Raw genomic sequence first — 14,706 nt, 5'->3', positions numbered from 1 at the left:
GCCTTCGAGGAACGAGGTCCGATCATGCGCAAGCACCTGCTGGGCGCCGCCGCGCTCGCGAGCATCCTGGCGCTCTGCGCCGCCCCGGCCGCTTCGGCCGGTCCGGCGTCCACGCGCCTGCACGGGTGGGCCGCGCTCGCCCCGCTCGGGGGTGTCCCCGATCCGACCCAGCTGCTCACCCTGGGCGTCGCCGCCCACGGTGGCCGGGGCCACGCCACCATCCAGCACGTGTTCGAGCGCGGCACGGACCGCCAGTTCACCGCGCGGGTCGAGGTCCGGGTGGACTGCCTGACCGAGACGGCCGGCACCGTCGTCCTCACCGGCACCGCCGACTCGGTGACGTACACCGCCGGCCCCGCCCTGGAGCCGGTGCCGCCGGTGGCGAGCGGCTGGCACCCCGAGGTGGCCTTCGCCTTCCGTCCGGACGGCCGGGGCGGGTTCCGGATCGCCTGGACGGGCATCCCGAGGACGGTGGACGCCCCGCCCGTGGCCGCCCCCTGCCGGATCCTGGCCGACACCGGTCAGGACCTCGGCGCCGTCCGGGGCGGCTTCACCGTCCGGGGCTGACCGGCCCGCCCCCGACCGGGCGGAGCAGGTACACGTCGACCGGGTCCTGCGCCTCCACCGCGAAGCCGTGCCGCTCGTACAGCCGGCGGGCGGCACTGCCCTGGACGACCACCAGCCGGACCTCGGCCGGCACGGCGTCGGCCTGCGCGAGGACGTGCCGCAGGACGGCGGTCCCCAGGCCCCGGCCCTGGTGCGCGGGGGAGAGGTAGAAGTGCTCCAGCAGCCGGCCGCCCCGTTCGTGCGGCCGGACGGTGACGCAGCCCGCCAGGATGCCGCCGACCTCGACGACCGAGGTGTACCGGGTGGAGAAGGTGTCCCGCAGCCGCCGGCGGACCCGGTGCTCGTCGTAGCGGCCGAGCCGGACCAGGTCGGGGCGCATGACCTCGGCGCGCAGCTCGGCGATCGGCTCGACGTCGGCGAGCCTGCCCGGGCGCAGGGTCCAGGCCGGGGTGTCGGTCGTGTCGGTCACCCCCGCAGTGTTCCAGCCCGCCCGGGCGGCCCGGCGCCCGGGCCCGCCCGGCGGATGCCCGCCCGCCGGGCCGCCCGGGGTTGCCGGGCCCGGAGGTGGTTACGGGACCCAGATCCACAGGTCGTACCTGCCGCCGCCGGCCGAGCGGCACTGCGCCTCGCCGGCGTAGGAGTCCCGCAGATCGACGCAGTCCGCGTAGGAGTAGCGGCCGATCTTCTTCCAGTAGCCCGCCGCGACGCTCACGGCGGAGCCCGTGCCGCCGCTCGGGGCGGCGTGGGCGGTGGCGGCCGTGGTGCCCAGCAGGGCGGCGGCCGTGAGGGCCGCGCCGGAGAGCAGGAGGCGGATGCGCATGGGCCTGTCCCTTCGTCGTCCGCCGGGTGGCGGAGCGGATGCCTGGTGCCACCGAATCCGGGCCGCCCGGTCCGGTTCAACCGCCCGGCGCCGTCCCGGACGGCCGGACGGTGCCGACCTGGGGCGCGCGCCGCGTCCCGGACGCCGTCCCGGACGGCTCGTGCGCTGCGCCGGACGGATGGTCACCGGCGGCCGGGGCGGGCACGCGGGGGTGGGGCGGGGTGCGGATTGCTAGCGTCGGGTTCCTGATCAGCGGCCCGGTACCGGGCCCGCGCCCTCCCGTTCCGCCGCCCCGGAAGGCCCGCCGTTGACCAGCCAGCACACCACCGGCCCGGGCACGCCCGGGCGCCCCGGCGCCTCGCGCCGAGGCTTCGTCCGCGCCGCGCTCGGCGCCGGGGCGATCGCCCTCGGCCCCGGCGGCCCCGCCCCGGCCGCCGCCGCGCCGCGCGCCACCGCCGGGCGGATCCCCTTCCACGGCGTCCACCAGGCGGGCATCCTCAACCCGCCGCCCGGCCACGGCACCTTCCTCGCCCTCGACGTGCGCGTCGCCGACCGGGCCGCGCTGGAGAAGCTGCTGCGCACCCTGACCGACCGGATCCGCTTCCTCACCGGCGGCGGCACCCCGCCCGACCTCGGCCCGGCCGCCGCCCCCGCCGACAGCGGCACCCTGGGCCCCGACGCCCTGCCCACCGACGACCTCACCGTCACCGTCGGCGTCGGCGCCTCGCTCTTCGACGCCCGCTACGGCCTCGCCGACGCCCGCCCCACCCGGCTCACCGCGATGCCGGCCTTCCCCGGCGACGCCCTGCGCCCCGCCGAGTGCCACGGCGACCTCTCCCTCCAGGTCTGCGCCGAGGACCGCGACACCGTCCAGCACACGGTCCGCGACCTGCTGCGCGTCGCCGGCCGGGCGCTCGGGCCGCGCTGGCAGCTCGACGGCCACCAGAACCGCGCCCGTCCGAGCGGCGCCGCCCGCAACCTCCTCGGCTTCAAGGACGGCATCGAGAACCCCGACACCGACTCGGCCCGGCAGATGGACGAGCTGGTCTGGGTCGGCGCGAACAGCGGCGAGCCGGCCTGGGCGGCCGGCGGCAGCTACCAGGTGATCCGCGCCGTGCGCACCCTGACCGCCTCCTGGGACGAGGTGCCGCTGCGCGACCAGGAACGGATGATCGGCCGCCGCAAGGCCGACGGCGCCCCGCTCGGCCGTGCCGGCGAGAACGACGCCCCCGACTACACCCAGGACCCGAACGGCGCCGTGATCGCCCTCGACTCCCACATCCGCCTCGCCAACCCGCGCACCGACGCCACCCGCGCCAGCCGCATCCTGCGCCGCGCCTTCAACTACGACCGGGGCCTCGACACCACCGGCGTCCCCGAACTCGGCCTCGCCTTCTGCTGCTACCAGCAGGACCTCGCCCGCCAGTTCGAGGCCGTCCAGACCCGCCTGGCCCACGAACCCCTCGCCCGCTTCCTCCGCCCCACCGGCGGCGGCTACTTCTACGTCCTCCCCGGCGCCCGCGACGCCGCCGACTGGCTCGGCCGCACCCTCCTCGCCCCCGGCTGAGACCGCCCGCCACCCGCCCCACCGGCCGGATTGTCGGTGGGGCGGGTGATGATAGGGGCTGCTTCGCACCGGAGGACGGAAGGACACACCCTTATGAGCTGGTGGCAGCAGCCACTGGTCGGCTTCGACCTGGAGACCACGGGCACCGACCCGGCCGTGGACCGCATCGTCACGGCCGCCCTCGTGGACACCGTCGGGGCCCGCCGGCTGGGTGCCACCGGGTGGCTGATCGATCCGGGGGTGCCGATTCCCGCCGAGGCCGAGGCGATCCACGGGATCGGGGACGGGCTGGCGCGGGCCGAGGGGCGGCCGGCGAAGGAGGCGGTGGACGAGATAGCCGCGGCGCTGTGCGAACGGCTGGCCGCCGGGCGGCCGGTGGTCGCCTTCAACGCGCCCTTCGACCTCTCGCTGCTCGACGCCGAGCTGCGCCGGCACGGTCTGCCGGTGCTCGCCGAGCGGCTCGGCGGGCCGGTGGCGCCCGTGCTCGACGCGCTGGTCATCGACCGCGCGGTGGACAAGTACCGCAAGGGCTCGCGCACCCTCCAGCGGGTCTGCGAGGTGTACGGCGTCGAACTGACCGACGCCCACGAGGCGGGCAGCGACGCCCTCGCCGCCGTCCGGGTCGCGGTCGCCCTCGCCGAGCACTACCCCGACCGGGTCGGCGGCGTCCCGGTCGCCGACCTCCACGCCCGGCAGGTCGAGTGGTACCGCGACTGGGCCGAGGGCCTCCAGTCCTGGCTGCGCCGCGGCAAGGACCCCGAGGCCGTCATCGACCCCCGCTGGCCGCTGCGCTGAGCCCGGCCCTCGGCGCCTGAGCGCGGATGGCTAACGCGGGCCGTCCGTTCCCGGGCGGGCGGTCCGGTGGACGACCGCGTCCTGCGGGGGATGCGGCGGGTGGACGGAGGCGGAGCCGGTCCCCAGCAGGCGGGCCTTGGCGGCGGCGAACTCGGCGGCGTCCAGGGCGCCGTCGCGGTGCAGGGCGGTGAGGCGTTCCAGGGCGGCGATCAGGTCGAGGGCGGGGGCGTCCGGGACGGCCCCGGCGGTGAGGGAGGCGTGGACGTTCTCCGGGTCGGCGGGGTCGTAGCGGACCTCGGTGAGGGCACCCCGGCGCGGGGCGTCGAAGGCGGGGAAGGCGTCGGTGACGGTGGTCGTGCGGCGCGCTCCGTCGATCGTGGTGAACTCGACGGTGAGCCGCAGTTCCGGGCAGTCGTTGGAGGTGGTCCCGGTAGGGGTGAGGCCGGTGATCCGGCCGGGGACGGTGACGCCGTACTGCTCCAGGCGGCCCTGCCGGTCGGCCCGGCGCCGGGCCTCCAGCCGGAACGCGCGCCAGCGGCGGGCGCCGTGCCGGTCGAGGACGGCGGTGAGCAGGGCGAGCGGGAGGACGGGGACCAGCGGCCAGGGGTGGAAGGAGCCGTTGGCGAGGGCCGCGCCGAGCAGGCCGAGGGCGACGCAGCCCAGCAGGACGCCCCGGTCGGAGGTGGCCGAGGGCTCGGTGGTGGGGGCGTCGCCGTGCGCGGTGGTGGCGGCGGACACCAGGGACAGCAGCCAGAGCAGGATGCCACCGGCCAGGTACCCGGCGGTGCCGAAGCCGTTGCACCGCTGTTCGGGGCCGCAGGCGTCGGTCCCGTAGGCGTGGACGAAGCCGGTGGCGGTGAGCCAGCCGGCGGCCGCGGTGAACCCGGCGACGATGACGAGTCCGATGATCCGACCGCTGCTCAGGCGCGGTCCGAGGGCGGTGGTGTGATCGGTGGCCATGGGGCGGAGTGTAGGGCGCCCGGGTGACGGCCCGGGCAACGGGGAACGCCGTGCGCGCCGCCCGCCCCCGGCACCCCCACCGGCCGGTGCCTGTCGGCACCGGCCGGTGGGGACGGCGTCAGAACGGGTACCAGCGCACCTCCGTGGCGCCCGTCCGCAGCGAGTCCACCCGCCGCCGGAACTCCGCGAGCGCCGCCGGGTTGCCCGGCGCCTGCTGCGCGACCCAGGAGGCGCTCGCCGTCTCCCGCGCGCCGCGCAGCACCGCGAAGCCGGGCCACTCGCGCACGTCCCAGCCGTAGGCCTCGGTGAACGCCCGGTACTCCTCGCCCGGCACGCCGTACCGGTCGTGGGCGAGCGCGAGCACCACCAGGTCGTGCTCGCGCAGGTCGTCGGCGACGAACTCCAGGTCGAGCAGGACCGGCCCGTCCGGCCCGACGTGGACGTTGCGCGGCAGCGCGTCGCCGTGGATCACCCCGGTCGGCAGGCGCGGGACCAGCGCGGCCGCCTCGTCGGCGAAGGCGTCCCGGCGCCGGCGCAGGAAGTCGACGTCGGCCGGGTCGACGTGGCCCTCGGCGGAGGCGAGCCAGCGCTCGACGGGTGCCAGCAGGTCGCGCCGGCCGAGGGTGAACGGCGGCTCGGGCAGCCGGTGCAGGGTGTGCAGCAGCGGGGCGAGGTCGACCGGGCGGGCGGGCCGCTCGGAGGGGGCCAGCCGGTGCCAGAACGTGACGGGGTGGCCGTGGGCGGCCTGCGGTTCGACGGGCACCGCGTCGTACGGGCGGACCACCGGGACGCCGTGGCCGGCCAGCCAGTCGGCGACGGCGAGCTCGCGGCGGGCGCGCTCGTACAGTTCCGGGGCGCGGCCGACCTTGGCGACCACGGCCGGGTCGCCGAGGTCGAAGACGGCGTTCTCGCCGAGGGCGAGCAGCCGGGCGTCGCCGGGGCCGGGCAGGCCGGCCGACTCGCAGGCGTGGGCGAGCAGCAGCCGGGCCCGCCCCTCGTCGAAGGGGAGCATGGGGGTGTCCGTTTCCTTGCATGACAGCCGGGTGAGGGTGGGCGATCATTCTGGCAAACGGGTGCCGGGCCCCGCGTCACGCGGGGCCCGGCGTCGTGCGAGGTCTGCGGGTCCGGGGACCGCGGGGGAAGGGTCAGACCTCGATCCGGCGGTGCCGGGCCTGGTGGGGCCGCGGCTCCTGCCCGGTCTGCGGGGCCGGCGGCGCCTGGCCCGCGGCGGCGGCGCCCAGCGGCGGGACGCTCTCGCCGTGCGAGAGGTCGGGCAGCCAGCCGAGCCAGCGCGGCAGGTACCAGTTGCGCTCGCCGAGCAGGGTCATCACCGAGGGCAGCAGCACCGCGCGGATGATCGTCGCGTCGACCAGCACCGCGACCGCGAGGCCGACGCCCATCTGCTTCATGGCCTGCATGGACAGCGTGCCGAAGACCGCGAACACCGCCACCATGATCACCGCGGCGCTGGTGACCACCCCGGCCGTGGAGCGGATGCCGTGGGCGATCGCGGCCCGGGTCGGCAGGCCGCGGTCACGGCCCTCCTTGATCCGGGAGACCACGAAGACGTGGTAGTCCATCGAGAGGCCGAAGAGGATCACGAAGAGGAACAGCGGCACCCAGGACTCCACCGCGCCGACGCCCTCGGTGCCCAGCAGCGAGGCCCCCACGCCGTGCTGGAAGACCAGCGTCAGCACTCCGTACGCGGCGCCGACCGACAGCAGGTTGAGCACCACGGCGGTGCCGGCGACGGCCAGCGAGCGGAAGGAGGTGAGCATCAGGAGGAAGGCGAAGGCCACCACGAAGCCGAAGACCAGCGGCATCGAGCCGGTCATCTTGGCGTTGAAGTCGTACGAGCCGGCGGTGCGGCCGGTGACCGGGGCCTCGGTACCGGGCACGGTGAGCACGGTGGCGGGCACCAGCTGCTCGCGCAGGGTCTTCAGCGCGGTGTTGCTGACCTTGTCGTTGCCGGTGCCGTTGAGCGGGATGTCGACGGTGGCGACGTTCTGCCGCGGGTGGACGGTGACGTCCACCGGTCCGTGCATCTGCCCGCTGGCCAGGGCGCGGGCCTTGAGGTCGGCGATCGCCGCGGTCATCGCCGGGGAGTCGATGTCGGCGGCCTTGACGACCACGGACGCGGGCGCCGGGCTGCCGGGGAAGGCGGCCTCGATCTTCTGCGAGACGGCGACCAGCTCGTTGCCCTTGGGCAGCTGCTGCTGGAAGGTCAGGTTGGCGGTGTGCATGGTGAGCAGCGGGGCGGACAGGCCGATCAGTACGGCCCCGGCGAGCACGGTGGCGGCCAGCGGGCGGCGCAGCACCGGGGTCAGCACGGCGTTCCAGAACCGGCCGCCGGTGGTCGCGGCGTCGGGGCGGCGCAGCCGGCCGAGGAAGGGCACCCGGCCCTTGCCGACCTTGTCGCCGAGCATCGAGAGCAGGGCGGGCAGCACGGTGAGCGAGCCGAGCACCGCGGTGACGACGACCACGATGGTGGCGTACGCCATGGACTCGAACTCGGCGATGCCGGTGAGGAACATGCCGGCCATGGCGATCACCACGGTGACGCCGGAGACCAGCACCGCCCGGCCGCTGGTGGCGGCGGCGATCCGCAGGGCGGTCTCCAGGTCGCGCCCGGCGGCCCGCTCCTCGCGCTCGCGGCGCAGGTAGAAGAGGCAGTAGTCGACGCCGACGGCGAGGCCGACCAGCAGCATCACCGAGCTGGCGCTGTTGCTGGTGTGCAGCAGGCCGCTGCTGAGCGCGACGAGCCCGCCGGCCGCGATGAAGGCGGTGAGCGCGAGCACCACCGGCAGTACGGCGGCGACCAGCGCGCCGAAGGCGACCAGCAGGATGCCGAGGGCGAGCGGGACGGCGGTCCACTCGGCGCGGGCGAAGTCGTCGGCGAACTGCTCGTCCATCCACTTGCCGGAGCTGGCGTCGCCGAGTTCGACCACGGTGAGGTCGGGGTGCTGCTTCTGGACGGCGGCGACGGCGTCGACCACGGCGGTGACGTTCTTCACCGCCTCCTCGCGCTCGCCCTTCACGGTGAGCTGGACGAGGGCAGAGCGGCCGTCGGCGGAGAGCGCCCCGGTGTCGTAGGGGGAGCGGACGTCGGTGGCCTTGCCGGTGCCGTTGACCGCGCCGACGACCTGGTCGACGGCGGCCCGGAAGGCGGGGGCGTCGGCGGTCAGGCCGGTGCTCTGGACGAGCACGGTCTCGGTGGACGGGGGCTTGAGGCCGGCCTGGTCGAGGATCTCGGCGGCCCGGGAGACCTGGCCGGGCATCGCCTCGGCGTCGGTGACCTTGGTGCTGCCGTGCATGCCTCCGAGGACGGCGGCGAGGACGACGAACAGCAGCCAGCCGAAGACGGCGGTCTTTCTGTGCCGGGCGCTCCACGCGCCCATGGCGGCGGCCATGCCGAGCTTGCTCTTCACGCTTCCCCCTGGGAATGCGGCCGGCGCCGGGATCGGTGGCGGGCGCGGGCCGGGCCTACGGCGGTGGTCGGCCGCCGGGATGTGGGACACCGGGGTGCGGCCCGGCGTCGCAAATGACCCTAGGGAAGCCGCAGGTGACGGGGTATCCGGCTGGCGGGGGAGTCCTCCCTGTGGTCTTCCTCGGGGGCGGGGTGGGGTTTTCCCTACCCGCCTACCCTGATATCTCCTCCTGGGGATCGGGGCGCGGACTCCACCCTGAGGGGGAGCCGGATCCACCCCCAGCACGAGGCCCCGGGGGTCGTGCGGGCGCGAAGATGGGTCAGGGTCGCTTCACGGCGTCCCCGGGGGGTCGGCCTGCGGCAACGGGGTCAGGGGAAAACTGCTTGCCGGTCGGCTAGCAAGTGCCCGTAGGATGGGCCCCCTTCACGTACTTACCTGCCGACCGGCTAGGCCAGTGCCCCCGCACCGGCCGGGCCGATCCTCGATCCGTCGCCCGGCGTCCCGTCCCCCAAGGGCTGCGGTGAACCATGCCCAGGAGGCATTACGAGCATGTTCCACCGACTAGGACAATTCGTCGTCCGTCGCGCCTGGTGGGTGATCGCCGGCTGGATCGTCGCGATGCTCGCCATCGCGGTCACGGCGCCGAAGATCACTGCCCAGACCGACGAGGCCGCGTTCCTCCCGAAGCACTACGAGTCCATCCAGGCCGCGCAGTTGCAGGAGGAGGCGTTCCCGGCGAGCTTCACGCCGTCCGCGCTCGCCCTGTTCGAGCGCAACGACGGCGGCCCGCTGACGGCCGGCGACAAGGCCGCCGCGGCGAAGATCATCCAGGGGCTCACCGACAAGAAGATCGAGCACGTCGAGCAGATCGTCCCGCTCAGCGACCAGTCGACGTCCAAGGACGGCAAGTACGCGCTGGCGCCGATCGCGATCGACAAGACCACCCAGAACTCGGAGAAGTTCGGCGAGGTCGCCAAGAAGGTCCGCGAGGAGGGCAAGGCGCTCGCCCAGGGCGGCGACCTGAAGTTCCAGCTCGGCGGCTCCGCCGCCCAGCAGCTGGACCAGCAGGAGTCCTCCGGCGCGGCCGACGCCGTCATCGGCATCAGCAGCGTCGTGCTGGTCGCGATCATCGTCGGCATCATCTTCCGCAGCGTGCTGGCCGGCCTGCTGCCGGTGCTGCTCTCGCTGGTGATCGCCATGCCGACCGCCAACGGCCTGATCGCCTACGCCACCAAGGCCTTCGACCTGAAGTCCACCCCGGTGCTCTCGGCGATCCTGATCGTCGTGGTGCTCGGCGTCGGCACCGACTACTTCCTGTTCCTCGCCTTCCGCTACCGCGAGCGGCTGCGGGCGGGCGACACCCGGCAGGAGGCCGTGGTCAACGCCGTCGGCCGGGTCGGTGAGGCCATCGCCTCCGCGGCCGGCGCGGTCACCGTCGCCTTCGCGGTGCTGGTCCTCTCCAGCCTCGGCATGTTCAAGGCGCTCGGCCCGGCGCTGGCCATCGCGGTCGTCGTCACCGCCTTCGCCTCGCTCACCCTGGCCCCGGCCGTGCTCACGGTCATCCCGGCCCGCGGGGTGTTCTGGCCCGGCAAGAAGTGGATGCGCGAGCCGAGCGACGCCCGGTTCGCCGCGCTCGGCCGCGTGGTCGAGAAGCGCCCGGCCCTGGTGGCCGTCGCCTCCGGCGGCGTGCTGCTGGCGCTGACCGCCGGCGCCCTCGGCTACAACGGCACCTTCGACCTCGCGGGCAGCTCCATGCCCAAGACCAAGGAGTCGATGGTCGTCCAGGACAAGATGGTCAGCGCGTTCTCGGCCGGTGCCGCGGACCCGACGCACGTCTACCTGACCTCCACCGGCGGCGCCAAGCTCGACCAGAGCGCGTTCACCGGCTACGCCGCCAAGCTCGGCGCCGTCCCCGGCGTCGCCGAGGCCGAGGCCGAGCCGCAGGTCAGCAAGGACGGCATGACGGCGGACTTCACCGTCCTGCTCAAGAGCGAGCCGTCCGGCAACGAGGCGATCGACACCGTCACCGAGCTGCGCAAGGTCGCCCACGACCAGGCGCCGTCCGGCAGCGAGGCCAAGGTCGGCGGCATCACCGCGATCTACAAGGACATCAACCTGGCGATGAGCCACGACTACAAGCTGGTGTTCCCGATCGCGGGGTTGCTGATCCTGCTGATCCTGGCCCTCCAGCTGCGCAGCGTGGTCGCCCCCTGGTACCTGATGGCCTCGGTCGGCCTCGGCTTCACCGCCACCCTGGGCTCCTCGACCCTGCTGTTCCAGAACATCAAGGGCGAGCACGGCATGATGTTCATGCTGCCGATCCTCATCTACCTCTTCGTGGTGGCGATCGGGACCGACTACAACATCCTGATCATCGCCCGTCTGCGCGAGGAGGCCCGCGCGGGCCGCAACCCGCGCGAGGCGGCCCGCGAGGCGGTGCGCCACGGCGGCCCGACCGTCGCGGCGGCCGGCTTCATCCTGGCGGTGTCGTTCGCGACGTTCATGCTCGCGGGCAACATCTTCATGCTGGAGTTCGGCTTCGGCATGGCCTTCGGGATCTTCCTGGCGGCCTTCGTGATGGCGATGTTCTTCACCCCGGCGCTCACCGCGCTGGTCGGCAAGGCCGCCTGGTGGCCCGGCCACGGCGGCGACGCGACGGGCGGCCACGGCGGCCCGGCCGGCGCGCCGGCGAGCCCGTACACCGCGCACGGCCTGCCGGAGTCGGCCGGACGGCACTGACCGCTCCGCCACCCCGGTGACGGCAGGGCGACACCCCGGTGCCGCCATGGACGGCGCCCGCTTCGGCGGGCGCCGTCTGCCCGTTCCGCGGGGCCCGCAAACGTGATCTGTCGGGCAGAAAATCCCCGGTCAATCGGGGTGCGGCCGTGCTACAGTCGAGTCAGTTGCAGTTTTGGTTCCCATGAACGCTTGTGTGCGCCTGCTGGTCCCAACCAACAGGCGCATTTGTTTTGTCCGGTGTTTCAGTCTCCGGATGGGGATCGCGGCTACTTGGGGTCCACGAGGTGTGGGCTCCGATGCCCCAGTTAGAGGAGACGGTTATGGCTACCGGCACCGTGAAGTGGTTCAACAGCGAGAAGGGCTTCGGCTTCATCGAGCAGGAGACCGGCGGCCCGGACGTGTTCGCGCACTACTCGAACATCGTCGCGCAGGGCTTCCGTGAGCTCGTCGAGGGCCAGAAGGTCGAGTTCGACGTCACCCAGGGCCAGAAGGGCCCGCAGGCCGAGAACATCCGCGTCATCTGAGTCCAGCCTCCGAGCTGACTCGCGATCTCGCGTAGCGAGGGCCCGCACCGCACGGTGCGGGCCCTCGCCCATGCCGCCGAACGGCCGGGGCGGCGCACTTCCTCCCGACGGCCGACCAGCCCCGACCGGGGCTGCCGTGCTACAGACGGAGAAACCCTGTGACCACCCCTGCCCAGCCGGCCCGCGACGGCGGCCGTACCCGCAAGCCCCGCGGCCGCTCCGGCGCCCCGCGCACCGGCGCCGCCACCCCGCGCACCGGCACCCCGCGCGCCGGCGCGTCCTCCCGGCCGCCGCGCCGCACCACCCCGCGCGTCGCCGAGCCCGCCGACTTCACCGTCGTCCAGGGCACCCCGGCCCGGCCGCCGGCGGCGAGCTTCGCCGAGCTGGAGATGCCCAAGGCGATCCTGTCCGCGCTGACCCGCGAGGGCGTCACCGAGCCGTTCCCGATCCAGGCCGCCACGCTGCCCGACTCGATCGCCGGCCGTGACGTGCTCGGCCGCGGCCGCACCGGCTCCGGCAAGACGCTCGCCTTCGGCCTGCCGCTGCTCGCCCGCACCGCCGGGAAGCGCGCCGACGCCCGCCACCCGCTGGCGCTGGTGCTGACGCCCACCCGCGAGCTGGCCCAGCAGGTCACCGAGGCGCTCACCCCCTACGCCACCGCCGTCAACCTGCGGATCGCCACCGTCGTCGGCGGCATGTCGATCACCCGGCAGGCCAACGCGGTGCGGCGCGGCGCCGAGGTCCTCGTCGCCACCCCCGGCCGGCTGGACGACCTGATCGGCCGCGGCGACGTCCGGCTCTCCGACGTCGCGATCACCGTGCTCGACGAGGCCGACCAGATGGCCGACATGGGCTTCCTGCCGCAGGTCACCAAGCTGCTGGAGCAGGTCGCCGAGGGCGGGCAGCGGATGCTGTTCTCCGCCACCCTGGACCGCAACGTCGACCGGCTGGTCAAGCGCTTCCTGAGCGACCCGGTGACCCACTCCGTCGACCCCTCGGCCGGCGCGGTCACCACCATGGACCACCACGTGCTCCAGCTCGACCCGGCCGACAAGGCGTCCACCACCGCCCACATCGCCTCCCGCGACGGGCGCGTGATCATGTTCGTGCACACCAAGCACGGCGCCGACCGGCTCGCCAAGCAGCTGCTCGCCAACGGCGTGAAGGCCGCCGCCCTGCACGGCGGCAAGTCCCAGCCGCAGCGCAACCGGGTGCTCGACCAGTTCCGGGACGGCCACGTCACCGCGCTGATCGCCACCAACGTCGCCGCCCGCGGCATCCACATCGACGGCCTGGACATGGTCGTCAACGTCGACCCGCCGATCGACCACAAGGACTACCTGCACCGCGGCGGCCGCACCGCCCGGGCCGGCGAGTCCGGCACGGTCGTCACCCTGGTGCTGCCCGACCAGCGGCGCGAGGTCGGCCGGCTGATGACGGTGGCCGGGATCCGTCCGACCACCACCAAGGTCCGCCCCGGCGACGCCGAGCTGAGCCGGATCACCGGCGCCCGCACCCCGAGCGGCGTGCCGGTCGCCCTGACCGTGCCCGCCCCGGCGGCCACCGCGGCCCCGGCCGGCGAGGAGCCGGGTCAGGCGAAGACCTCCGGCGGCCAGCGCCGCCGCTCCGGCAAGCGCTCGGCGCTGCCGGCGGACGTCGACATGAACGGCAACCCGCGCCGCCCCCGGCCCAAGCAGCGCCTCGGTGGCGGTGGCGGCGGCGCGGCCGGCGGCCAGGGCGGCGGCGCGTCGCGCCAGGCGGCCGGCTTCATCGGCCGCTCCGCGGGCCGGGCGAAGCCGGGCAGCGGCTCCAAGTCCGGCGCCAACTACGGCACCGGCCGCCAGCGCCGCAAGGCCGACTGAGCGACCGGCACGGCCTGACGTCCGACGGCCCGGTTCCCCCGCACGGGGGAGCCGGGCCGCGGTGCTTTCCGGCCGGATCGCCCGGAGCCCCGGCCTGCCGCTGTCTCCGCCCGCCCGCCCGCTCCGGCCTCCCTCCGTGGACGGACCGTTGGCGTGATCGTTCCCCCGCGTTGTTGACCGTGGCCAGGCATCCCCCGACGCTTTCACGCGGCCCGCACAACTGTCGCACCGTCATCACGGTTCCCTGTCATGCGGGTCGTCCGGTTCCCCCGTCTCCGGAAGGACCTTCCGATGCGTCGTACCGCCGCCCTCCTCTCCACCGCCGCGCTGCTGGGCGCCGCCGCCTCCCTCGCCACACCGGCCGTCAGCGCCCAGGCGGCCGGCGGCTGTTACACCTACACCGGCAGCTGGAACGCCTACGGCGTCTGCTCCGGCATCGACCCGCTGCAGGTCTGGTGGGTCACCGCCACCTGTCAGTACTGGAACGCCGACCACACGGTGCAGTTCTCCCGGCCCGTCAACGGCTACGCGGTGGCCGGCGACGGCACGTCGGTCGGCTCCTGCGGCATCAACGACACCGTCGTCTTCCCGCACGTCGTCTACGGCGGCCGGCTGCCCACCCAGCCCGCCGGCCCGGTCGGGCAGATCACCGGCTACGCGGACAAGTGCGTCGACGTGAAGGGCGCCGGCAGTTCCGACGGCACCCCCGTCCAGATCTACGACTGCAACGGCACCAACGCGCAGCAGTGGAAGATCGCGGTGGACGGCACCGTCCGCGCCTTCAACAAGTGCATGGACGTCTCCGGCGGCAACACCGCCAACGGCACCAAGATCCAGCTGTACACCTGCAACGGCACCGGCGCGCAGCAGTGGCAGGTCCGCGCCGACGGCTCGATCCTCAACCCGCAGTCCGGGCGCTGCCTGGACGACCTCGGCTTCTCCACCGCCAACGGCAACCAGCTGGGCATCTGGGACTGCAACGGCGCCGCCAACCAGGTCTGGCACGTGCCCGCCTGACCCGTCGGGCAGCGGTCCGGCTGCCGTCCGGTATCCGTTCAGTCCCGGCCCAGCACGCCGTGTGCCAGGGCGGCGAGGGCCGCCGTGATCCGTTCCGGGGTGAGGCCGCCGTCGCGCTGGTGGCGGAAGAGCTCGGGGGCGAGCGGGGCGAGCAGCTGGTCGGCCAGGACCTCCGGGTCCGGCCGGCCGGCCTCGCGCGCCAGGTGGGTGACGTGCAGCCGCCAGAACGCGTAGGCGCCTGTGCGGTAGCGGGCGGCGCCGGTCTCCGCGCCGAGCACCAGGTGCACATGGGTCTCCAGCAGCTCGACCATCGCCGCGTAGAAGGCGGCCAGCCGCTCGGCCGGGGCGGGCGCGGCGCCGTCCGCGCCGCCGGGGCCGAGCGGCGGGGCGCCGCGCCGCAGCCCCGCCAGGGGGGGGCGCGCGTGCG

The 14,706-nt window shown here is 74.7% G+C and carries 12 protein-coding genes and 1 pseudogene; 7 read left to right on the top strand and 6 right to left on the bottom strand.

Annotation, left to right across the window (positions count from 1 at the left end; genetic code table 11):
* The first annotated feature begins 24 nt into the window (after positions 1-24).
* Positions 25-567 carry a hypothetical protein gene (locus tag ABT093_RS12965; protein WP_350563503.1) on the top strand — a complete coding sequence of 181 codons (543 nt, stop codon included), beginning with the start codon at positions 25-27 and terminating at the stop codon, positions 565-567.
* Here the strand turns inward: ABT093_RS12965 and ABT093_RS12960 are convergent.
* Entirely contained in the window at positions 551-1,036 is a 486-nt protein-coding gene (locus tag ABT093_RS12960; RefSeq protein ID WP_350563501.1) for a GNAT family N-acetyltransferase, read from the bottom strand. The two genes, ABT093_RS12965 and ABT093_RS12960, sit on opposite strands and share 17 nt — an antisense overlap.
* A gap of 99 nt (positions 1,037-1,135) precedes the next feature.
* Positions 1,136-1,387: a hypothetical protein gene (locus tag ABT093_RS12955; RefSeq protein WP_350563499.1), complete on the bottom strand. Its 252-nt coding sequence runs from the start codon at positions 1,385-1,387 to the stop codon at positions 1,136-1,138.
* A 307-nt stretch (positions 1,388-1,694) separates the two neighbouring features.
* Between ABT093_RS12955 and ABT093_RS12950 the strand changes: the two genes are divergently transcribed.
* Both ABT093_RS12950 and ABT093_RS12945 read left to right on the top strand, forming a co-directional pair.
* Complete coding sequence (locus ABT093_RS12950; protein WP_350563497.1) at positions 1,695-2,954, top strand: Dyp-type peroxidase; 1,260 nt, start codon at positions 1,695-1,697, stop codon at positions 2,952-2,954.
* A gap of 93 nt (positions 2,955-3,047) precedes the next feature.
* Positions 3,048-3,749 (top strand): exonuclease domain-containing protein, encoded by a 702-nt coding sequence (locus ABT093_RS12945; RefSeq protein WP_350563495.1) that lies wholly within the window; start codon positions 3,048-3,050, stop codon positions 3,747-3,749.
* 30 nt (positions 3,750-3,779) lie between these two features.
* Here the strand turns inward: ABT093_RS12945 and ABT093_RS12940 are convergent, their stop codons facing one another.
* From ABT093_RS12940 to ABT093_RS12930, 3 genes are all read right to left on the bottom strand, one after another.
* Positions 3,780-4,709, bottom strand: coding sequence for a DUF3592 domain-containing protein (locus ABT093_RS12940; protein ID WP_350563493.1), 930 nt, complete (start codon positions 4,707-4,709; stop codon positions 3,780-3,782).
* A 118-nt stretch (positions 4,710-4,827) separates the two neighbouring features.
* Positions 4,828-5,721, bottom strand: coding sequence for a phosphotransferase enzyme family protein (locus ABT093_RS12935; RefSeq protein ID WP_350563491.1), 894 nt, complete (start codon positions 5,719-5,721; stop codon positions 4,828-4,830).
* A gap of 133 nt (positions 5,722-5,854) precedes the next feature.
* Complete coding sequence (locus ABT093_RS12930; RefSeq protein ID WP_350563756.1) at positions 5,855-8,119, bottom strand: MMPL family transporter; 2,265 nt, start codon at positions 8,117-8,119, stop codon at positions 5,855-5,857.
* 567 nt (positions 8,120-8,686) lie between these two features.
* On the opposite strand from ABT093_RS12930, the gene ABT093_RS12925 reads away from it, so the two are divergent.
* The 4 genes from ABT093_RS12925 to ABT093_RS12910 all read left to right on the top strand — a co-directional run bounded on the left by ABT093_RS12925 (position 8,687) and on the right by ABT093_RS12910 (position 14,279).
* On the top strand, positions 8,687-10,876 hold the full coding sequence (locus ABT093_RS12925) for an MMPL family transporter (RefSeq protein WP_350563489.1): 2,190 nt from the start codon (positions 8,687-8,689) through the stop codon (positions 10,874-10,876).
* 320 nt (positions 10,877-11,196) lie between these two features.
* On the top strand, positions 11,197-11,400 hold the full coding sequence (locus ABT093_RS12920; protein WP_327676217.1) for a cold-shock protein: 204 nt from the start codon (positions 11,197-11,199) through the stop codon (positions 11,398-11,400).
* A 158-nt stretch (positions 11,401-11,558) separates the two neighbouring features.
* Positions 11,559-13,262 carry a DEAD/DEAH box helicase gene (locus ABT093_RS12915; protein WP_502884213.1) on the top strand — a complete coding sequence of 568 codons (1,704 nt, stop codon included), beginning with the start codon at positions 11,559-11,561 and terminating at the stop codon, positions 13,260-13,262.
* Positions 13,263-13,553: 291 nt separating this feature from the next.
* A complete protein-coding gene (locus tag ABT093_RS12910) occupies positions 13,554-14,279 on the top strand; it encodes a ricin-type beta-trefoil lectin domain protein (RefSeq protein ID WP_350563487.1) in 726 nt (241 codons plus the stop codon).
* 38 nt (positions 14,280-14,317) lie between these two features.
* Here ABT093_RS12910 and ABT093_RS12905 read toward each other — a convergent pair.
* Positions 14,318-14,706 (bottom strand): annotated as a pseudogene (locus tag ABT093_RS12905) (TetR/AcrR family transcriptional regulator); the annotation flags it as partial.

Source organism: Kitasatospora sp. NPDC002551 (assembly GCF_040296005.1).
Lineage (GTDB): Bacteria > Actinomycetota > Actinomycetes > Streptomycetales > Streptomycetaceae > Kitasatospora.
This window is presented reverse-complemented; position numbering and strand designations above follow the sequence as displayed.